Annotated in this window: 23 protein-coding genes; 7 read left to right on the top strand and 16 right to left on the bottom strand. The window is 42.4% G+C overall.

Annotation, left to right across the window (positions count from 1 at the left end; all coding sequences use genetic code 11):
* Positions 1–346: 346 nt before the first annotated feature.
* Together ICL16_RS16270 and ICL16_RS16275 are read left to right on the top strand one after the other, a co-directional pair.
* Positions 347–736: a DUF433 domain-containing protein gene (locus ICL16_RS16270; RefSeq protein WP_238360801.1), complete on the top strand. Its 390-nt coding sequence runs from the start codon at positions 347–349 to the stop codon at positions 734–736.
* Complete coding sequence (locus ICL16_RS16275) at positions 736–1,095, top strand: DUF5615 family PIN-like protein (RefSeq protein WP_190829574.1); 360 nt, start codon at positions 736–738, stop codon at positions 1,093–1,095. Before ICL16_RS16270 ends, ICL16_RS16275 begins: the two co-directional genes overlap by 1 nt.
* A 163-nt stretch (positions 1,096–1,258) precedes the next feature.
* On the opposite strand, the gene ICL16_RS16280 is transcribed toward ICL16_RS16275, so the two are convergent.
* The gene (locus tag ICL16_RS16280) at positions 1,259–1,609 is read right to left on the bottom strand and encodes a helix-turn-helix domain-containing protein (protein ID WP_190829576.1); all 351 of its coding nucleotides are present in this window, start codon (positions 1,607–1,609) and stop codon (positions 1,259–1,261) included.
* Between the two features lie 8 nt (positions 1,610–1,617).
* Positions 1,618–1,974 carry a type II toxin-antitoxin system RelE/ParE family toxin gene (locus tag ICL16_RS16285; protein WP_190829578.1) on the bottom strand — a complete coding sequence of 119 codons (357 nt, stop codon included), beginning with the start codon at positions 1,972–1,974 and terminating at the stop codon, positions 1,618–1,620.
* 287 nt (positions 1,975–2,261) lie between these two features.
* Between ICL16_RS16285 and ICL16_RS16290 the strand changes: the two genes are divergently transcribed.
* Complete coding sequence (locus ICL16_RS16290) at positions 2,262–2,540, top strand: DUF5615 family PIN-like protein (protein ID WP_190829580.1); 279 nt, start codon at positions 2,262–2,264, stop codon at positions 2,538–2,540.
* A gap of 67 nt (positions 2,541–2,607) precedes the next feature.
* On the opposite strand, the gene ICL16_RS47275 is transcribed toward ICL16_RS16290, so the two are convergent.
* The 9 genes from ICL16_RS47275 to ICL16_RS16335 form a co-directional block, all read right to left on the bottom strand.
* Positions 2,608–4,263, bottom strand: a complete 1,656-nt coding sequence (locus ICL16_RS47275) for a response regulator (RefSeq protein ID WP_337907032.1) — start codon at positions 4,261–4,263, stop codon at positions 2,608–2,610.
* Between the two features lie 8 nt (positions 4,264–4,271).
* A complete protein-coding gene (locus ICL16_RS16300) occupies positions 4,272–4,892 on the bottom strand; it encodes a hypothetical protein (RefSeq protein WP_190829582.1) in 621 nt (206 codons plus the stop codon).
* Positions 4,893–4,925: 33 nt separating this feature from the next.
* Complete coding sequence (locus tag ICL16_RS16305; protein WP_190829585.1) at positions 4,926–5,612, bottom strand: hypothetical protein; 687 nt, start codon at positions 5,610–5,612, stop codon at positions 4,926–4,928.
* 2 nt (positions 5,613–5,614) lie between these two features.
* Entirely contained in the window at positions 5,615–6,523 is a 909-nt protein-coding gene (locus tag ICL16_RS16310; RefSeq protein WP_190829587.1) for an AAA family ATPase, read from the bottom strand.
* 21 nt (positions 6,524–6,544) lie between these two features.
* On the bottom strand, positions 6,545–6,829 hold the full coding sequence (locus ICL16_RS16315; RefSeq protein ID WP_190829589.1) for a hypothetical protein: 285 nt from the start codon (positions 6,827–6,829) through the stop codon (positions 6,545–6,547).
* A 113-nt stretch (positions 6,830–6,942) separates the two neighbouring features.
* Positions 6,943–7,110 (bottom strand): HNH endonuclease, encoded by a 168-nt coding sequence (locus ICL16_RS47280; RefSeq protein WP_337907033.1) that lies wholly within the window; start codon positions 7,108–7,110, stop codon positions 6,943–6,945.
* Positions 7,110–7,349: a hypothetical protein gene (locus tag ICL16_RS16325; protein ID WP_190829591.1), complete on the bottom strand. Its 240-nt coding sequence runs from the start codon at positions 7,347–7,349 to the stop codon at positions 7,110–7,112. The genes ICL16_RS47280 and ICL16_RS16325 overlap by 1 nt, the downstream gene beginning before the upstream one ends.
* A 33-nt stretch (positions 7,350–7,382) precedes the next feature.
* Positions 7,383–8,495 carry an ABC transporter ATP-binding protein gene (locus tag ICL16_RS16330; RefSeq protein ID WP_190829593.1) on the bottom strand — a complete coding sequence of 371 codons (1,113 nt, stop codon included), beginning with the start codon at positions 8,493–8,495 and terminating at the stop codon, positions 7,383–7,385.
* Positions 8,496–8,501: 6 nt separating this feature from the next.
* On the bottom strand, positions 8,502–9,215 hold the full coding sequence (locus ICL16_RS16335; protein WP_190829595.1) for a GUN4 domain-containing protein: 714 nt from the start codon (positions 9,213–9,215) through the stop codon (positions 8,502–8,504).
* Positions 9,216–9,596: 381 nt separating this feature from the next.
* On the opposite strand from ICL16_RS16335, the gene ICL16_RS16340 reads away from it, so the two are divergent.
* Positions 9,597–11,018, top strand: coding sequence for an NADP-dependent isocitrate dehydrogenase (locus ICL16_RS16340; RefSeq protein WP_190829597.1), 1,422 nt, complete (start codon positions 9,597–9,599; stop codon positions 11,016–11,018).
* Positions 11,019–11,088: 70 nt separating this feature from the next.
* On the opposite strand, the gene speB is transcribed toward ICL16_RS16340, so the two are convergent.
* The gene (speB, locus tag ICL16_RS16345; RefSeq protein WP_190829599.1) at positions 11,089–12,141 is read right to left on the bottom strand and encodes an agmatinase SpeB; all 1,053 of its coding nucleotides are present in this window, start codon (positions 12,139–12,141) and stop codon (positions 11,089–11,091) included.
* Between the two features lie 157 nt (positions 12,142–12,298).
* Between speB and ICL16_RS47715 the strand changes: the two genes are divergently transcribed.
* Positions 12,299–12,385, top strand: coding sequence for a DUF4058 family protein (locus ICL16_RS47715; RefSeq protein ID WP_190829801.1), 87 nt, complete (start codon positions 12,299–12,301; stop codon positions 12,383–12,385).
* Here ICL16_RS47715 and ICL16_RS16355 read toward each other — a convergent pair.
* Positions 12,377–13,267, bottom strand: a complete 891-nt coding sequence (locus ICL16_RS16355; RefSeq protein ID WP_190829601.1) for an inositol monophosphatase family protein — start codon at positions 13,265–13,267, stop codon at positions 12,377–12,379. The two genes, ICL16_RS47715 and ICL16_RS16355, sit on opposite strands and share 9 nt — an antisense overlap.
* A gap of 250 nt (positions 13,268–13,517) precedes the next feature.
* Here ICL16_RS16355 and ICL16_RS16360 point away from each other — a divergent pair, with 250 nt between their 5' ends.
* A complete protein-coding gene (locus tag ICL16_RS16360) occupies positions 13,518–14,414 on the top strand; it encodes a class I SAM-dependent methyltransferase (protein ID WP_190829603.1) in 897 nt (298 codons plus the stop codon).
* Here ICL16_RS16360 and ICL16_RS16365 read toward each other — a convergent pair.
* The gene (locus tag ICL16_RS16365; protein WP_190829605.1) at positions 14,389–14,883 is read right to left on the bottom strand and encodes a DUF6174 domain-containing protein; all 495 of its coding nucleotides are present in this window, start codon (positions 14,881–14,883) and stop codon (positions 14,389–14,391) included. The two genes, ICL16_RS16360 and ICL16_RS16365, sit on opposite strands and share 26 nt — an antisense overlap.
* Positions 14,884–14,956: 73 nt before the next feature.
* Positions 14,957–15,178, bottom strand: coding sequence for a hypothetical protein (locus tag ICL16_RS16370; protein ID WP_190829607.1), 222 nt, complete (start codon positions 15,176–15,178; stop codon positions 14,957–14,959).
* Positions 15,179–15,263: 85 nt separating this feature from the next.
* On the opposite strand from ICL16_RS16370, the gene ICL16_RS16375 reads away from it, so the two are divergent.
* Complete coding sequence (locus ICL16_RS16375; RefSeq protein ID WP_190829610.1) at positions 15,264–16,496, top strand: DUF4336 domain-containing protein; 1,233 nt, start codon at positions 15,264–15,266, stop codon at positions 16,494–16,496.
* A 117-nt stretch (positions 16,497–16,613) separates the two neighbouring features.
* Here ICL16_RS16375 and ICL16_RS16380 read toward each other — a convergent pair whose 3' ends face one another.
* Positions 16,614–18,803 (bottom strand): lytic transglycosylase domain-containing protein, encoded by a 2,190-nt coding sequence (locus ICL16_RS16380; protein ID WP_190829612.1) that lies wholly within the window; start codon positions 18,801–18,803, stop codon positions 16,614–16,616.
* Between the last annotated feature and the right edge of the window lie 51 nt (positions 18,804–18,854).

Raw genomic sequence — 18,854 nt, forward strand, 5'->3', positions numbered from 1 at the left:
GATAAATTTTAGCTTGTTTAAACTAGTCAGTCCTGTTTTATATTAAAAAAATTCATCACCATTAATTCTGAAGACCCTTGACTTCTTATATTCTCGTCACTAATTGCTCTTACTAGCAGTAGTAAAAACACGGATCATCCGCACGCTCTCGTTCTCATGCACAGTCTCGTTCCCATGCTCAGCATGATCTCGTTCCCATGCTCAGCATAGGAATGAATTCAGGCGGGCTGCTGCCTCCCACTCCTCAGGTATAGGCATCTGATAACGAGAGAATAGATTGTTTATGGCATGTGGGGAAACACTACGCACATAGCTGAGTTTTTAATCAACGCTACCAGCACCCTATATGACATCTTTTTCTACGGTAATTTGCCATAATAGAATCAACTTAGTAGGTGTACAGATGCGACTAGAAGACTACTTTGAATTTCTCGCTGCTGATGACATCCGGATTCAGGGAACGCGGATTGGCATTGAGCATATTCTGGATGAATACATTTATGGTGCTAAAGCTCCAGAAGAAATTGCCAAGGAGTTTTACACAGTTACGCTGGAGCAAGTTTATGCGACAATTCTGTACTATTTACATAATCGAGAAGCGGTAGGAAAGTACATGGCGTCTTGGCTAGATTACACAATTAAAGCTGAAGAAGATTACGATAAAAATCCTTCACCTGTAGTCATCCGATTACGCCAGTTAAAGGAACAGCAGCAAGCAACGTCAGTTAGTAACTAATGTCTATCCAATACTTACTGGACGAAAATTTGCCGCCTACTTTTCAGGAGCAATTGCTACGTTGTCAACCAGATTTAATTGTTTGGATGGTTGGTGATCCAGATGCGCCACCAAAGGGAACTCTAGATCCGGAAATTTTATGTTGGTGCGAGGAAAAAGATTTTATCTTAGTAACGAGAAATCGCCGTTCAATGCCTGTACATTTGGCAGCACATTTAGCAGCAAATCGCCATATACCTGGGATTTTGGTACTACGTAGAAAGGCAACAATCGGTCAGGTGATTAATGATTTGGTTTTAATTGCCGCAGTCTCAAAAGATGATGATTATCGCGATCGCATCGATTACATACCCCTGTAGACTTTGAGCGTGAGTCACTGTTCGGTGCTGGTTGCTATATTCAGTCAAAACTTCCCTCTCTAAAGTACAAATTTTTCTATTCAATTCCTCAAGTTCATCTTTGACATCTTCTAAAACAATAATTTTAGAGCGTTTTTCATAAAGTTTAGTCAGTTCTGCTAATTTAATCTCTTGTAGTGAGCGATATTTCTTCCGGTTCCTCAATTTCCGAAATGCCTACCAGAGTAATAGGTGGTTGATTAGGAAACTCGACAACAAGCCGCAACTCACCACCCATTGCGGCGATGTACTTCCGCAAAGTTGAAAGCATTAAATCAGTACGTTGCTCAAGTCGAGAAACATTTCCTTGATCAATTTGAAGAAGTTCTGCTATCTGCTCTTGAGTGAGTTTGAGCGCTTGCCTAAGTTGCTGCCGAGTCATTTCCTCTGCTATGAGGAAGGCAGATTCTTCTTCAATTTTTTTACGACGCTCTGGTGGTAATTGTTTTAGTTTTTCCCTCAAAGTTGTACCCATAGTTATCCTCAGTTTTCCTTCAGTTGAGCTAAATGCATCTCAAACCGGGTGTCAGCTTTTTTAATGAGTTGTTTGTAAAAATGGCTTTCACTCTTACCAGATTTATCACCAGCTACTAGCAATATCGCACATCGTTTTGGGTCGAATGCAAAGGCAACCATCCAAACACCATCTGCTGCTTTCAACCGTAATTCCTTCATGTTGGTGTACTGTGAACCATTAAGTGTGTCAACGTGTGGTCGCCCTAGCTCAGAACCGAAAGTTTCCAATAAAGTTATACGAGCATATAACTTATCTTGTACTTCTTCAGGCAGAGCATCAAATTCTGGTTCAAAGTCCGCATGAAATTTGACAACCCAGTTCATTAATTATGTACTCAAAAACATATGTTTTCAAGGGTATATCAGAACTGTACCTTAGTACCCTTGTGTTAACACCTGCGCTAACGCTGTCAACCCAAGGGTGAACACACTTCCAAAACCTACTCTTTACAAGGGTTTTAGGCTTGTTTGTTTAACGCTTTTGGGGTAATATGCTCAATCTGCAGAATCCCCAACATGTACTTTTGAAGACTGCGACTGTTACAAGGTGAGCAGGCGCAAGCGTAGGTAGGAAATAAGGAACAGTAGCAAGCAAAGTCAGTGAGTAACTAATGTCCATCCGATATTTGCTGGACGAAAATTTGCCGCTTACTTTTCACGAGCAGTTACTACTTTGTCAACCAGATTTAATTGTTTGGATGGTAGGTGATTTAGATGCGCCACTAAAGGGAACTCTAGATCCTGAGATTTTATGTTGGTGCGAGGAACAAGGTTTTATCTTAGGAACGAGAAATCTCAAGTTCGTAGTGAGCGCTGAAGCGCTCAGGCAAGGGTTTTCAAGGCTAAAGCCTTTACTACAAACTAATAACATTGATTACATACTACTTTAGATGTTGAATTGATTTAAGTCGTTTCAAGTAAAGTTGTTAAAAATTTCGCCAGCAAGTTATTAAAGAATTAGTTATAGGTTTTTCCTAATTTCCATTTTTGCAACTGTTTGGAGTTAATAATAAAGCGGTAAGAGGGTGTTCCTTGGATAATAACTCTAATTTCGTCTTGTTTGATCTTTTTACTGTCGATAGTTAGTGAACCATAGCCGGTTGTCGTCCAGATATTAAACAGTATATCTTTAATTTGACTAAAAACTGTATCAATAGAATTCAAAGAAGTTTGTGATATCTCTTGTAACTTCCATTGTTCTACCTGCTTAGAGTCTATGAAAAAGCGATTAGTGGGGTTTCCTTGAACAATAACGCTGAATTGGTCTTTCTTTAACCCTTCACTATTGATAGTTAGTGAACCAAAACCTGTTGTTTCCCAAGTATCAAGTAGAGTTCTTTCAATAAGATTGAAAACTTCCAGTTTCGCTTTAGGTTGATCTGAGGTAGATTCCGTTTGGAACTCTTGGTTTGCAGTGATTTGCAATCCCTCACGAGCCAGAACATTGCTGTTTTTAGCTTTTGCATCATGTTCGTCTATGGTTCGTTTAAGTCTTAGAAGCGCTCTCACTCTTGCCAGCAATTCATCTACTGTTACAGGTTTACGGATAAAATCATTAGCACCCAAGTCAAATCCTCGAGCGACGTTAGGTGAGTCATGGGCAGTAATTAGGAGAATTGGGATAAATGGCAATGCGGTGTTTTGCCGGATGAGCCTAGTTACTTCGTAGCCATCCATTCCTGACATTATCAACTCAAGCAATATTATCTCTGGAGCAAAAGCTTCAATTACAGATAGTGCAGAACTACCACTTTGTGCGATTTCAACTTGGTAACCCTCTCGTTCCATAATCGCCTGAAGAGCAAGGCAGTTTTCATAACGATCATCCACAATCAGGATGCGAGCAGTTGTGGAGAATTCCGAAGATGGCTGGTTAGTAGAAAATTGATTCATAGGGCTAACTTCTTCATCTGAACTCGCTATCTGCTCAGGAATTGACAAATTTACTCCGGCAATCTGTAATCGAGTCTTTTGGTTTGCTAGTAAACTTGTAATCTGGTCTGTTGCGCTTTGCTGGTTTCCACGAATGAAATTCGCCATGCCACGAGCGTAAATGAGTAGCGGCTGAAATTCTTGCAGAGGCTCTGCAAAAGTTTCTATCAGGGATGCCATGCGAATCCACTCTGCTTTATCCTCCAGTTTTAACTTTGAAAGGGCTAGTGCTAGTTCATGCGCTGCCTCACTTGGTCCTGTATACGCTAGCACTGTCCACCTCTGAGCCTGAGCAAAATCACGAATATCCGGATCGTGGCTTTCAAGTTGTTGCCTTACATAAGCAAGTAAAAAATCTGACAGTTCATGAATCCGCTTTTTGCCAAAGCGAGGATTCGCCTTCAACTCACTAAGCAGAGCATTTCGCACCGCCTTATCCATTTCGTAAAGTTCATGCCCCACCTCATCACAAAGGCTAGAAAGCAGCAAATCTGCTACAGCCATCCAGGGAATATTCAGGACTTCACCGTTTATATCAAGCTGGAAATTCGCCCACAGCCGATAAAGCAAATCTGGCGTGAGCGCTAAAGGAAAAGCAGCATGATAAGCTAAGTAGAGGTGCGCTTGCCCAAAGCGTTGACCAAAAGCTTCAATACGATGAGTGGCGACTTCTGGCTTCATGTGCTTCTCTAAACTAGGGTTTTAGACAACGAACGCTGGAAGGGCTGTAGTAAAATTCCTAGAATTTTACCGACTTCTTTGATATAATATTCAATAGAGTCGATACAGACAGTACTCTGTTCTAAAGTCAAAAATCTCCAAGCGGTTCCAGTTGTTACCGCTCCATAAATGACTTCAATATCATTTCCTGCCCTTTGGTTAAATATCTGAGCAGCTACCATTGTGGCAGTGCATTGCCCCAGCCCTGCAATGATATTCTCGTTTTTCGCTTCAATTACTGTTACTACGGGAGCGCTGATAAAATATTGCTCACTAGATGCGCTGAGAATGAAATCACAAAAACCGGAAAGTCCTTGTGCAGAGTCAACATTGAAATCTGTGCCTGAAAACAAGCTAATCCGATAATCCAACTGTCGCCTCACCTCAGACAGAATAGGAGCAATGATAAACTCAGAACGGGCTTTTTCGCTATTAATGGCAGTTGCCAAAGAGAGATTTTCATCCAGCACCTGCTTTAGTAAGTCAGAGGGCTGCACTCCTGCTACGTTGCCAAACAAATTGTGAGTTTCATCCAAAGTTAAGCCAAATGCATTTTTAGCTTTAGCAAGAGTAAAATCACTGTATGCCATCTGCTTTTTTCCTCACTTGCGAACATTGTAGTTTCATCCATCACTGATTCGCTGCCATCTACTATAATTGTGCAATGCTTCCTCGTCCCCGCAACACATCAATTGCCCCATCCAAACCCTGACGACTAACCTCAAACATCGGCACAAAACGGGCAATCTCATCAGCCGTTGTCCCAAACCATCGCTATGATTGCCATAGGATTGAGCCAGTTTCATCTGCCGCCGAGTCACTGGAAAATACTCATCAGATTGCGTGAAACGATTAACAGCAATATCCTCATGCTGTTGGGTAGCAATTTGTACTGCTTTAGCAACTTGCATCTCATCTTCTAGCTCCATCAGTTCCGATGATATAGCTACGGAAGCAGGCGTATTTTTAAGTGGTTCAAGTGGTTGATTAACTTCAAATCCTGCTCGCTCACCTGAGTAGGAAGGAGAAAAGGCTTCTGGTTCTCTTTTCTCCAAAGCAGTAAAAGTGGTTAGAGGACGAGTAGTTTTAATTACCTGCTCAAAGTGATAGTTAAACAAGTGTTCGTCATCCTTCGATTTGACCCACAAAGTCCGGCACAAGTCAGCCAAAGCTTCTTGATCGGTTGTACCAAATCCCTGCTGCAAAGCTCTAAGAACCAAGCGATACTCATCAATTCCCAGAGGTAAACCTGCTTCTCTAAGCTGAGTGAAAAGGTCAAGCAGTGGTAGTTCTTCGTGGATTTCTGCCATGTTCATGCTCTCGATTGCGATCGCGTCTGCTCTGCATAGCGGCGGTAATCATCCCAACTCTTGAGTAAAACTCCTGGGTACAGGAGTTCGGTTTTTAACTTGGTAAGAATTTCGTCATCGTCATGATGGCGGAGAATCCGTACCCAGTCCATCAGTTCACTGGTACTGACTTTCTTGCCTGCTTCGCCCTTATCCCGTCGCATTTCTTCGCGCAGTGCCAAAAAGCGCTCAATAATTGCGTCCACCAATTCCAAAGGCGAAGTTGGGAAGTGAGCTTTAACAATCTCTATCAACTGCTGACGCTCCGGAAATTTAACGTAGTGAAACAAACATCGGCGCAGGAAAGCATCTGGCAAGTCTTTCTCATCATTACTGGTAATGATGACGATTGGCGTAGCTTTTGCTTGGATTCTTTTAATGGGACTGCTTTGTTTTACCTCTGCCACTTCAAAGCGTTTCTCATCAAGTTCTAACAGCAGGTCATTGGGAAAGTCAATGTCAGCCTTATCAATTTCATCAATTAGCACAACGGTACTGTCAGGAATTGCGTGTAACAAACGCTTGAGCAGAAAGATTTGACCGTGTTCTGGCAAGCCATGTACTAGGAAAGCTCCTACTCGCTTTTGTTCTATAAATTCTCGGAATAGCCGCACCTGCTCTACATAGTTCAGGCGAAACAGTTCACTGTGTATTCGTTCGCTCTCTAAAGACCTCTCGATACTCGTAATCTCTTGCTGTAGGCGATCGCGCTCTACCTCAAATCGCTCAATCTCCTTCTCTAGTTGATAAGCCACCAAAGTACCTGCTTGAATGGCAGAGTCAACCCGCAACCGCCGTATCTTTTCTCTAAGCAGATTGTACTGTTCCTGAAGTTCTTCCCGTCTATACTGTAAGTGCCGAACTGAGGACATCCGTAATTTTTTTTACCTTAACTACTGCAGTAACTCTTCAATTTCATCTAACTCATCACCAAGACGTGCTAGCCTTGCTTCTTCATTTTGATTTACCTGTTCAATTAACTGGTCAAAAGCATTGAGAATCTCTTGCCGTGTTGCAGAGCTTTCGGTTAGCAGTTTAACCTGTTCTAGTGGATAGGCAGCTCGACTTGGATCTAGCAGTACATCTTGCACGGCAGTTGCATCTTTTACCGTGACAGGCAAATCAGCACCAACGCCGATGAGTAAAGCATAACCATTAGCAAAAGTCTGATTTGTCACACCATATCCTTTAGACTTACTGGAGATAATTGGCTACGTCTTCACCCTAGTGGATGAATACACTAATCTACAAACTCAAGTCAATACTTCCCGGTTTTTTTCTGCTAATATTTTTACAAAACTGAAATATCGTCAGTCCCACCTAACGCTTTTGGGATGATATGCTCAATTTCTAGAATCCCCAACACGTACTTCTGGAGACTGCGACAGTAGCCACATTGATTTTTAGCTTGTGTTCTAATTCTTAAGCGAACTTCCTCGCAAATGTAACTAGAACTCACTAACTTAGCGGCTCCATCAATCCACGTTTTACTGCTTCGTTTAATGCCGTGGCTTTCCGCAATAGTCCTTCTTTATAGATCTGCATCAAGTCTTGCAATTCTTGGTAATCTTCAGAAGTAAAAATACCTGACTGTTGCTGATTTAACAAGTTACTCAAACGCTCATCTTGATCTGGTTCCATTTGCAGTTCCGTAAGAGCCAAAACTTGCTCATCAGTTAGTTCAGAAATAGGTTCCAAAGCACTTCTCCCCATAGTAACACCCCCCTTAGGCTAAACCGGAAACAATCTATCCCCAGTAGCACAATCAAACACAAACAACTGATCCATATCCAACACCAAAGAAAGCTGCTCGCCTGGATGAGGATACACACCAGCCCCAGAAAACACATTCAACAACACCGACGAACCCGGCAAACTCCCACGAATCAAAGTCTCCCTACCCAAAGGTTCCACCACCTTCACCTCAACCACCAACTCCCCAACCTCTTCTTCTCTGCGCCCTCTGTGCCTCTGCGGTTCATTCACATAAACAAACTCAGGACGAATCCCCAAATCAAACCCCTGCCCAACCACCGGATGCAAAACCGAACGCACACCATCCGGACAAACCAACAACTGCCCACCCACATCAAAACCATCACCAGTAAACCTTGCCGAGAAAATATTCATCGGTGGATTACCCAAAAAAGTTGCCACCATCCGATTAGCAGGCTCAGCATAAATCACCTGTGGCTCACCAACTTGTTGAATTCGCCCCTGATTAAGCACCACAATCTTATCAGCCAAAGTCATCGCCTCAACCTGATCGTGAGTGACATAAACAGTCGTAATACCCAATTCTTGATGTAACTGCTTCAACTCAGCCCGCGTATCATCACGCAATTGCGCATCCAAATTAGACAAAGGTTCATCAAGTAAAAACACTTGTGGTTGACGCGCAATCGCCCTCCCCAAAGCCACCCGTTGCTGCTGCCCACCGGAAAGTTGTTTCGGTTTCCTCTCCAGTAAATGTTCCAAAGAAAGCGCTCGCGCCACCGTCACCACCCTTTCTTGAACTATCTTCTGCTCAACTTTGCGCATTTGCAAGCCAAAAGCAATGTTTTGAGCTACCGTCATGTGGGGATACAAAGCGTAGTTTTGGAAAACCATCGCCACATCCCTTTGCCGTGCTGGGATATGATTAACCAAGCGATCGCCAATGAACAGATTGCCAGAAGTAGCTGTTTCCAACCCAGCGATTGTACGTAGAATAGTAGACTTACCACAACCAGATGGTCCGACCAAAACCCAAAACTCTCCATCTGGTACAGCAAAAGAAATGTCTTCTATCGCCGTGACATTGTTAAATCGGCGCTGAATATTTTCTAGACGAACGTTTGCCATTAGCCATTATCTCCATGCAGGGTGAGCTAGTATCGAAGCAATTACTCGCACCCCACGCAGTTGATTAGAAAGAGGTAAGTGTCCTTTAGGGGCGTCCAAATTCCAGGTAAATTCGTTAGGATATCGCGTCCAGCTATTGCCTTTTTTCCAGCCAATTTTCTCCCAAAGATTTTCCCAGTTTTTCCCCAAACTTAACCAGATGTCTCGCTGTACTGAAAAGCCAAATTTCCCTTCCGAGTGAACTATCCACAGGGCATTTATCGTTTGTAAGTCTACAGATGGGAAATTTTCCACTTCGGTAAAATACAACCATTTTCTTTGTACAGCAGTTGGTCCTGCTAGTTCACACATTTTTTGCAAAGTTATGCGATCGCTTGCTTGAAAGTCACCAGCTGCTAGTAGCTGTTGCAAAGGACTGTAGTCAATGCCACATTCTGATTTTAGCGGTACTATTCCATCGGGGAAATAAGTTTGAAGAAATTCTTTAGCTGCTGGCGAATCAGAATTGTAAAGGACTTGGTAAGCTTTGCCATCCACCCAAGTCGCTGGATCTTCACGCCGTTGCAGTAAAAATTCCATCAAAATATCTAATCCGCCATTGCCAAGAACTGCCAACTGTGGTATAATCTGCTCCTGTACTTTTTCAGACCCAGCGACGAACTGGAGGCGGAGAGAGTCGATGTCAGTTACATTGCTTGATACAATCATCGGGTCTGTCATGCCGTTACTCGTGGAACACATTGGTGAAACAACTAGCTATCAAGTGTTATATAAGATCAATCACTGATAGCGAAGAGTAGTTTACAGCAAATTGCCCACAAAACCTACTCCTTACATACCTATGGTTTCATATTTTTGCATCCTAGTGTATATTCAAAGAGTACATAAAATGAGCGTGCAGGGGCTAAAACAAAGACCATTTCCAGCAAACCGCGCTCTTATGCTTTGCACTAGGGGAAAATAAGACTCTGCGCTTCATAACTCGATCAGTTGTCATAATATAAGGCAAAATCTGTTAGCCTATCCATTCAGAGAAGAATCAGCTTAGAGTAGAAAGTCTCAAGCTTAGATTTACTGCGGCATAGCCATCAGGAGTGTTTAATGTACGAAAAAATTACCCCACCGACAACAGGAGCAAAAATCACCTTCAAAAATGGTGAACCAATTGTTCCGGAAAATCCGATTATCCCCTTTATTCGTGGCGATGGTACAGGGATAGATATTTGGCCTGCCGCTCAAAAAGTGCTTGATGCCGCCGTAGCAACAGCATACAATGGAAAGCGGAAAATTAGCTGGTTCAAAGTTTACGCTGGCGATGAAGCTTGTGATTTATACGGCACATATCAGTATTTACCACAAGACACTTTAACGGCAATAAAAGAGTATGGTGTTGCGATTAAAGGACCTCTAACCACTCCTGTCGGGGGTGGAATTCGTTCTCTTAATGTAGCACTGCGACAAATTTTTGACTTGTATGCTTGCGTGCGTCCTTGCCGCTACTACGCTGGTACGCCCTCACCTCACAAAAACCCAGAAAAACTAGATGTAATTGTTTACCGCGAAAATACAGAAGATATTTATTTGGGAATTGAGTGGCGTCAAGGTAGCGAAATAGGGGAACGTTTAATTTCCATCCTGAATAAAGAACTGATCCCCGCTACACCAGAACATGGTAAAAAGCAAATACCTCTAGATTCTGGTATTGGCATCAAACCCATCAGTAAAACCGGTTCTCAACGCCTGGTGCGGCGTGCAATCAAACACGCTTTGCAACTCCTTAAAAATAAGCAAATGGTGACTTTGGTACATAAAGGCAACATTATGAAGTACACCGAAGGCGCTTTCCGGGATTGGGGTTACGAATTGGCAACTTCTGAGTTTCGTGCCGACTGCGTTACTGAACGAGAATCTTGGATTTTGACGAACAAGGAGAATAACCCGAATATCAGTTTAGAAGAAAACGCTCGTCAGATTGATCCAGGATTTGACGCATTGACTAGTGATAAAAAAGCTCAAATTGTCAAGGAGGTTGAAACAGTTCTTAACTCAATTTGGGACAGTCATGGCAATGGTAAGTGGAAAGATTTGGTGATGGTGAACGATCGCATCGCCGATAGCATTTTCCAACAAATTCAAACTCGCCCAGATGAGTATTCTATCTTGGCGACAATGAACTTGAATGGGGATTACTTATCTGATGCTGCAGCTGCAATTGTCGGCGGATTGGGAATGGGACCAGGAGCAAATATTGGCGATCAATGTGCTATCTTTGAAGCTACCCACGGTACTGCACCCAAACATGCAGGGTTAGACAGAATTAATCCTGGTTCGGTAATTTTGTCTGGTGTGATGATGCTAGAGTTTCTTGGTTGGCTTGAAGCAGCAGATTTAATTAAGAAGGGTTTAGGGGAAGCGATCAAAAACCGTCAAGTTACCTACGATTTAGCGCGGTTGATGGAACCACCTGTAGAACCATTGAAGTGTTCTGAATTCGCCTCTGCGATTATCCAACATTTCAGTTAAATGGAATATTGTAGAGACGTTTCATGAAACGTCTCTACAAGGATTGCGCACAATTAAATTCGGTAGATGTCTATTTACCATATGAACGTTGCTGAGATAAATCCATCAAATTCGCCAGCTTGTAAACTATTCTAGCACCAACATTGCCATCCCACTCAGCATCACCAACTTCACACAAATCAAAGCCAATAATTTGGCGATCGCTATTAATCAATTCACGGAACAGCATATAAGCTTGCTCCAATTCCAATCCACCTGGAACCGGAGTACCTGTACTCGCACAGTATTTTGGATCTAGCCCATCGATATCAAAGCTAATATAAACATACTCAGGTAAATGACTAACAATTTCTCGGCACAAATCAATCCAAGTTGTTCCCGAGTATAACTTTTGTTTAATTGCTGGGTCGTAATAAGCTACAATTCGACCATTAGATTGGTTAATCATTTGCACTTCATCATGAGAAATATCACGCAAACCCACTTGCACCAACTTAGTAATTTGTGGTAGTTTCATTGCATTAAACATGATGGACGCATGAGAAAACTCAAATCCCTCGTAAGCATCACGTAAATCTGCGTGTGCATCAATGTGCAAAATGCCATAGTTACTGTAACGAGTTGCCAAAGCTTGATAATAACCTAAAGGTGAACTGTGATCGCCACCAATCACAGCAACTCGTTTGCCATTATCAATTGCTTCCTTACACTGCTCAAACAACCATTGATTCACCTGAAGACATGCTTGATTAATTTCTGTAAGTAATTGTGTTAAATCTGGTGAATCTGTTAGCGGTTTACCTTGCTCTAGTCGCTCAATAATTTTTGCCGCTAAGCCACGATAATATTCGTTTTTCTCTAAAATATCCAGGGGAATTTTCTCCATAAAAATTCCCTGTTTCCATCCGTCAGGATGATCGAAATCGAATAAATCCAACTGAGTCGAAGCATCTAGAATGCGCTGTGGTCCCTTGGCAGTACCTGCACCATAGGAAACAGTGACTTCCCAAGGTACGCCGAAGACAATTAAGTTTGCCGACTCGTAATTGAATGGCAAAGCTAGGAGGTTACCGTTGATTTGAGCTACGCCACTGGGATCGTAGTCTTGAAGTTGATTATTCATAGTCTGGATTTACCTGGGTAGACAACACGCTGCTTGATAGACACCTGCATATTGTAGCGAAGCTGATGCTTGTGGTCAGAATTATCCGAACTATGGTCATTGATAAAACAGCTTTTGTACTATAGACATAAAACTGTTTCCTATATAAAGTTGTACCATGCCCTCTCCTTTACCTGGCATGAATCCTGATCTGGAAAACCCAGAATTATGGTCAAGTTCTTGCTCACCGTTGCGCTTATCTTAATGGATTAATCTTTGCTCGCGCTTCATAAAAAGTGGGATGCTCCCCGAGTAGGTGTTGATGTACACTCTCGGTAGCTACTATCAATCCAGGTAGTTTATAGTCTTGACAAGTATTCAGTGGTGGTAGGTTTGAGCCATCCAGAGTTGTCACAATCAAACCAGCTTCTTTTGCGATAAAAGCGAGCGCCGCACCGTCAATGAAGTTAGCCGCTTTTATCACTGCTCCAGCCAAATCTCCACTAAGAATACCATTTAGATTAGGAATTTGAATCTCGCTTGAGTAATCAGTCGCGACATCAATTACTTTATATTGCTCTTTTAATGCTGGTGCTAGTTCACTCATTCCCCATCCCAACAACACAGTTTTTGTGTCTGGTTTTATTTGTAAAGGGGTGCAATCTTCTAATTTCATATCAAGTGTACCGCTAAAAGCACCTTCATTTCTTAATGCATAATAATAAATGTTTTGCGCTGGGGAGATAGCAAGTACTGCTTCAAAATCATCTGCATTGAGAACACTTAGAATAATTTGATAATTAGAATGTCCATCAAGATAAAACCTTGTACCGTCGATCGGATCAAGTGTAACTAAGTAATCGTCTTGTGAACCAAGTTCGATAGAACGAAAATATTTAGTATTGCGAGATTGTTCGTGTTCTTCTCCATAAAAGCGAATCTCAGGAAAAGTCCCCAGCAGTACTACTTCCACCAAACTTTGAATCGATAAATCTGCATCAGTTAGCGCCGCAGCAAAAAAGTTATCTCCGCTTTGTTTGTCGGGAAGTGCGGTAAGACGAGATTGAATTTGATGGGCATAGGCTGCTGCCACTTTTAGATGTGGAAGTAAAGTTTCCAGAATTAAACGAGGTGTTGGTGTTGTCATTCGCTGCACACTGCTCCACAAAATTTGTTTAGATGTTCACAAAATATGAGCGATCGCCCAATTGTCTGCTGGAAGGACAGACGCATCAATCATATCAGTTTTGTGTAAATAGTTAAGTTAAAGTTATAAAATGCAGAAGCAATTTATAACCTAAAAGCTATATAATTGCTCATCGAAAAACTATATGATTTAGCAAATTGATATTTCATGGCTTTTTCATTCCCCGTGTTTATCCGCCTGCAATTTAAATATGAATAAACGGCAAACTACTGAATTTGACAAAATAATTCTCACTGCTTTTATGGTGAGCAAAGCTAGACAGTTTACAGATATTCCTTATGCTCAAGAGTTAGCACAATTAGTAGAACAAGGATTAATAGAGCTACCTGAACCACAAAATCAAGACAAAAGTGTTTTGCTGACAGTACGGGTGGAAGCACGCTATAAAGCTATCAACCAACTCACGGCTCAATATCAAATACCACAGATTTTAGAACTGGCATCCGGTTTGTTGCCGCGTGGTATGCTGATGTCTGGTAATCCAAATATCACATTTATTGAAAGTGACTTGCCTGCGATGATTAGTTGCAAACAGCAAATAGTTCAGCAACTTGTTGGGGAACGTCCTAATCTGCACTTTCTCGAAATTGATGCTACTAGTCGTCCCAGTCAGTTTTTGAAGAGTGCTGTTGCACTAAAATCGGGACAGCAAGTGATGATTTTGTGCGAGGGGTTACTGACACATCTCAGTATGGCAGAAAAACAACTTGTATGTGCCAATGTTCGCGAGATGCTTCAGTCTTATGGCGGTGTTTGGATTACCCCTGACTTTATTGATACAGCTAGTTTAACGCGATCGCTACAAGATGACCCACATTTACAGAAGCTATTATTACAAACAGCTAAAAACCTAACAGGCAGATCTTTAGTAGATAATAATTTTGCAACACAAGAAGCCGCGCGGCAGTTCGCCTATGAACAAGGCTTCCGCGTGGTAGAGTATAGTATGTTGAACGTAATAGACCAGTTAAGCTGCTTGGAAATCTTGGGCATTGACAAGGAAGTAGTCAGGAAAATGCTTGCAACAGCGTCAGTATTTGCGCTGACTCTTGATAGTTTAACTATGGAATCTCCTGTAGATCCTTAATTGAGAGATATATTTCCTCGTCAGCAATTTGACTGTTGTAATCAATGTTAATTTGGGTTGGGTAGCCAAGTGTAGAGTCGTATTGTACATTAACGCTAAATGCCCCTCCCACAATTGCTTTCTTAGTTAAATTAAAGAGTTTAGGAATTGTATCGTATTTTTGGAAAAAATCTGGGTTAACTGGTTGACCAGTGGCGGCATTCGTGATAGAAGTTGTTATGCCGTTACGTACTTCGATGACTACTGGCCCTCTAGCATCGGGGATACAGAAGCAACTGTTGGTAAGTATGTAGCGATAGTTAGAGATTCTTTGCTGATTCCACAATCGACGGTTAATTTTTAATTGCCCTAAGTTTGACTGAGCAATGGCAGGTGATTGTGCTGGCTGCACAGAGGGTTGAGACATGACTGGTGCGTTTAAACCCAGAGATACCGCTAATCCCATTCCAATAACAGTAAGCAAGCGCATATAAGTTTATGTTTACATGAATTTGTTACTATTATTACAATTTTTTTTGGCGTTTGCACCGCCACACCTTCTATCAAGCCGCTTGCTGATTCAAATCATCCAACCAGATTTTCAACATCTCCCGCTGTTTCATATTGACAAATCGGCTTCCTTGTGTTAAAGCCTCCCTTGGGAAAATAGCACGTAAATCTGCCAGCATACTCGCATCTTCACAAGCCTCCAGACATTCAGCGATATACTGCACCGATTCTGTAGAAAGCCATTCTGGCGTTGCTTTTATAGTACAGATTTTCATCTATGTGCTGCTGATTAAATCTCTTTTACTTATGATTGTAAGCATGAACGTACAACTTTAACAAAGAGTTTTGAACTAGAAAAGAATGAACGCACAAGTAAATAATTCTGGGTTAGAGCCGCAATTATCCGATCCAAGAGATTGGTCATGGCATTTTTGGCCTTCTTTACCACTTTATCCTTACGGTAAACGGCGCACGTTATGTAGGGAAGTAGTAAAGGATACTATCTGGACATTTGATCAGCTTCAAGGTATCCTTTACACCATTACACCAATTCGGATGACGGTTGTCAAGCTTTCAACTGGTGGTCTTTTCGTATATGCACCTGTTGCTCCGACGACAGAGTGTATCCGTAGCATTAACGAATTAGTGGCTGTTCACGGTGATGTTAAATACATTATACTACCTACTAGTTCTGGTTTGGAACACAAAGTCTTTGTTGGTCCTTTTGCCAGACGCTTTCCAAACGCACAGGTTTTTGTTGCTCCCAACCAATGGAGTTTCCCGTTCAACTTGCCGTTGAGTTGGCTTGGCTTTCCCCGAAAACGAACCCAGGTGCTGCCAGAAGACTCAAGCCTTGCTCCCTTCGCGGATGATTTTGACTACGCAGTGCTAGACATTAATCTTGGCAGGGGATCTTTTGCGGAAGTGGCATTTCTCCATAAGCGATCGCACACCCTACTCGTCACCGATTCTATACTATCTGCGCCAGAAGATCCTCCGGCGATCGCCCAATTAGATCCGTACCCCTTACTGTTTCACGCCAGAGACAATGCCTTCGAGGCGATTGAGGACAATCAAGCAAACCGTCGTAAGGGATGGCAACGCATCTCATTGTTTGCCATTTACTTTCGTCCCAGTGCAATGGAAATGGTGGGAATGGGGCAGATGTTTCGCGATGCGCTCAAAGCACCGGATCATTCACCAAAAGCTTACTTCGGTGTCTTTCCCTTTCGCTGGAAAGACAACTGGAAGTATTCATTCGATGCCCTCAGAAGTCATGGGCGTCCTTTTGTCGCACCGATTTTGCAAACCCTCATTCTTCCCCAAGCACCCAAACAAGTACTTGACTGGGCAGACAAAGTTGCCACTTGGGACTTTCGGCAAATTATTTCCTGTCACTTTGATTCTCCCATTGAAGCGGGTCCACGTCAATTTAGGCAGGCATTTACTTTCCTTGAACACAAACACGGGGCAGTTGATATATCTGAAAGCTCAAGCGGATTTCTGCTGGAAGAAGACTTTAAATTTATTAGGGAACTTGAGGCAGGTTTGGTGAGACGTGGCATCGCTACACCAGCCAAGGAAAATGTGTGAGGAGTAGAGGATCAGGGGAGCACAGGAGTAGGGGAGTAGGGGGGCAGGGGAGAATTTGAATCTTCTCTCACAAACTCCCTCACTCACAAACTCCCTTTCTCCCTCACTCCCTCACTTCTACTGCGCTGGTAATTGAGGGTGTGCTGCTGAGTATTGTGATACTAACTGGGAAATTTCCGGATTGTAAAGCCTGAGATAATTCCAGTAGTTGCCAAATACTTGTCGCACGTAATTTTTAGTTTCGTCAAAAGGAATTGCTTCCACAAACTCATCTGGATCATCTTTAGGTAGAGTTTGCAGCCACTTGGAAACATTACCAGGACCTGCATTATAACTGGCGATCGCCAGCAGTGAGTTATTCCCATATTGCTCATGGGTATGATCCAAATACCAAGTACCCAACTTGATGTTATCGTTGGGGTTTTCTAAGTTAATTTTTTTGGGATCTAACTTGATTTGTGGTGCAATCCATTTGGCTGTGTCTGGCATTACTTGCATCAATCCAGTAGCACCGGCAATAGATTTAACTTTGGACTCAAATCTAGATTCTTGACGAATTAAAGCAGTAACTAGTAAGGGATTAAGCTGACGCTCACCGGACCATTTTTTAATTTCCTCCAGATAAGGAAAGGGATAGCGAGCTTGCCAGTAAATTAACTGCTTGCTTAACGCATTGTACTGAGCTTGTTCCTCTGGTGTTTCCCTGTCTTCCAATTTAGAAATTTTGTCAATCCCGTTTAAGTTTTCTCCCTTCACCAGCCGCATTAAACCTTCGGTAAATTGTTCTGCTACTGTTGGCTGCATTTTGTTCTGAAATTCAGTTTGCCATTGCAACCAAGCATCACGATCTTGACCGAGCAGATACAATTCTTTAAAAGTGTTAGAACCAGCTGGTGGTAATGGACGCTGGAGCGGAACTACTTGGGGGTTCATTTGGCGCACACTATTAAAGTTACCAACATTCAGTCCTAGAACTGCTGCTGAGCGCCATGCATAATAGGAGTAAGGATATTGGCTGAGTACATACTCATAAGCCTTTTTCGCTTCTTCCTTTTTCCCTAGTTTATTTGCCCATTTACCCACCCAAAAACCTGCTCTGGGAGCCAAAATACTATTGGGGACATTTGTCGCAATTGGTTGCGCCCATTGCCATGCCCCTCTGTAATCTTTAGCTTTAGCTTTGTCTAGGGCAATTTTCCAGCGATACTCTGCTGCTTCTAAAGAATTTCCGTACTTTGTCAGCAGCAATTGCTGTGCTTCGTTTGCTAACTTTTTATCTTGAGTCTGAAGAATTTTGACTTTTTCTAGCAGTGCTTGAGGTGCTTTGTTGGGAAATTTGTTAATTACTTGGTTAAGATATGGTAAGGCGTCTTTACGTATTTTTACCATTTCTGCAAGACGTAATAAGCCAGTACCCGTCTCTGTTGCTTCTGGGAATTCACTAACAAGTTGTTTATATATGGCGCTCGCCTCTGATTGTTTACCACCTATCTGAAACCCCCTAGCAACACGATAGAGGTTACGTGCTGTTTTAGGTGCTTTACTGTAAGCTTCGGACGCTTTGCCAAATTCATTGTTTTCCCAGTAAGCTGTACCAATAATTTCCCATTCTGCAGGTTTCAAGGTTGGGCTGTTTACTAGTTGATCCAATACTGGAACTATTCCTGGTTGATCGTAGGCATGTTTTGCCAATATTAACTGCAATTGTGGCTGATTGGAGTTTTCTTGCAGTCGCTTGCGGATAATTTCCCAAGTGAGGGGATGGGATGGAAATTCGGCTATTGCTTTATCCTGATATTCTGGTGTACCAATCAAATAGAGGGATTTAGCTATTGCTGGTTCTTTAGGATAAGTTTTGATCACTTTTTGCCGCAAATCAGAAGCTTTACCTTCTTCTCCCAGGATATCCTGTGCCTGCGCTTGTTTCAACAAAACGTAGGGTGCTAATAGTGAATATTCTTGATCCAATCCCTGTAGTAGCGATAGTGCATTTTTTCCTTGTTTTTGATCAATTAAGTCACTCCCCAATAGATAACGAGCGCGTTTTTCATCCTGCGGTTGAGAATCTTTGGCTAACGCTGCCAGTTTTGCCGCCCGTTCTTGCTTTGACTGTAGCACTAGGGGGAGCACAACTGATTTAGCTTTACTCGTCTCTGTCACCTGCTCAGGCTCATTGTTACCTTGTTTGAACAATTGCCCTATGGATTTTCCAATCTGAGGTGCTGAAAACATTGCCCCAGCTAGAAAGGCACATAGTCCTGCACCCGCGATAAGAAAAGTGTACTTTTTTTGTAGGTTCTTCAGCATGGATATCCGCTGAAATCACATGAGTTTCTTGCCACTTTAGCACTACTCTTG

Source organism: Iningainema tapete BLCC-T55 (genome assembly GCF_014698965.1).
GTDB lineage: Bacteria > Cyanobacteriota > Cyanobacteriia > Cyanobacteriales > Nostocaceae > Iningainema > Iningainema tapete.

Excerpts from the sequence above, each read along its gene's own strand:
- ICL16_RS16270 (WP_238360801.1), top strand. The coding sequence starts at position 347 with ATGACATCTTTTTCTACGGTAATTTGCCATAATAGAATCAACTTAGTA.
- ICL16_RS16275 (WP_190829574.1), top strand. The coding sequence starts at position 736 with ATGTCTATCCAATACTTACTGGACGAAAATTTGCCGCCTACTTTTCAG.
- ICL16_RS16280 (WP_190829576.1), bottom strand. The coding sequence starts at position 1,609 with ATGGGTACAACTTTGAGGGAAAAACTAAAACAATTACCACCAGAGCGT.
- ICL16_RS16285 (WP_190829578.1), bottom strand. The coding sequence starts at position 1,974 with ATGAACTGGGTTGTCAAATTTCATGCGGACTTTGAACCAGAATTTGAT.
- ICL16_RS16290 (WP_190829580.1), top strand. The coding sequence starts at position 2,262 with ATGTCCATCCGATATTTGCTGGACGAAAATTTGCCGCTTACTTTTCAC.
- ICL16_RS47275 (WP_337907032.1), bottom strand. The coding sequence starts at position 4,263 with ATGAAGCCAGAAGTCGCCACTCATCGTATTGAAGCTTTTGGTCAACGC.
- ICL16_RS16300 (WP_190829582.1), bottom strand. The coding sequence starts at position 4,892 with ATGGCATACAGTGATTTTACTCTTGCTAAAGCTAAAAATGCATTTGGC.
- ICL16_RS16305 (WP_190829585.1), bottom strand. The coding sequence starts at position 5,612 with ATGGCAGAAATCCACGAAGAACTACCACTGCTTGACCTTTTCACTCAG.
- ICL16_RS16310 (WP_190829587.1), bottom strand. The coding sequence starts at position 6,523 with ATGTCCTCAGTTCGGCACTTACAGTATAGACGGGAAGAACTTCAGGAA.
- ICL16_RS16330 (WP_190829593.1), bottom strand. The coding sequence starts at position 8,495 with ATGGCAAACGTTCGTCTAGAAAATATTCAGCGCCGATTTAACAATGTC.
- ICL16_RS16335 (WP_190829595.1), bottom strand. The coding sequence starts at position 9,215 with ATGACAGACCCGATGATTGTATCAAGCAATGTAACTGACATCGACTCT.
- ICL16_RS16340 (WP_190829597.1), top strand. The coding sequence starts at position 9,597 with ATGTACGAAAAAATTACCCCACCGACAACAGGAGCAAAAATCACCTTC.
- speB (WP_190829599.1), bottom strand. The coding sequence starts at position 12,141 with ATGAATAATCAACTTCAAGACTACGATCCCAGTGGCGTAGCTCAAATC.
- ICL16_RS47715 (WP_190829801.1), top strand. The coding sequence starts at position 12,299 with ATGCCCTCTCCTTTACCTGGCATGAATCCTGATCTGGAAAACCCAGAA.
- ICL16_RS16355 (WP_190829601.1), bottom strand. The coding sequence starts at position 13,267 with ATGACAACACCAACACCTCGTTTAATTCTGGAAACTTTACTTCCACAT.
- ICL16_RS16360 (WP_190829603.1), top strand. The coding sequence starts at position 13,518 with ATGAATAAACGGCAAACTACTGAATTTGACAAAATAATTCTCACTGCT.
- ICL16_RS16365 (WP_190829605.1), bottom strand. The coding sequence starts at position 14,883 with ATGCGCTTGCTTACTGTTATTGGAATGGGATTAGCGGTATCTCTGGGT.
- ICL16_RS16370 (WP_190829607.1), bottom strand. The coding sequence starts at position 15,178 with ATGAAAATCTGTACTATAAAAGCAACGCCAGAATGGCTTTCTACAGAA.
- ICL16_RS16375 (WP_190829610.1), top strand. The coding sequence starts at position 15,264 with ATGAACGCACAAGTAAATAATTCTGGGTTAGAGCCGCAATTATCCGAT.
- ICL16_RS16380 (WP_190829612.1), bottom strand. The coding sequence starts at position 18,803 with ATGCTGAAGAACCTACAAAAAAAGTACACTTTTCTTATCGCGGGTGCA.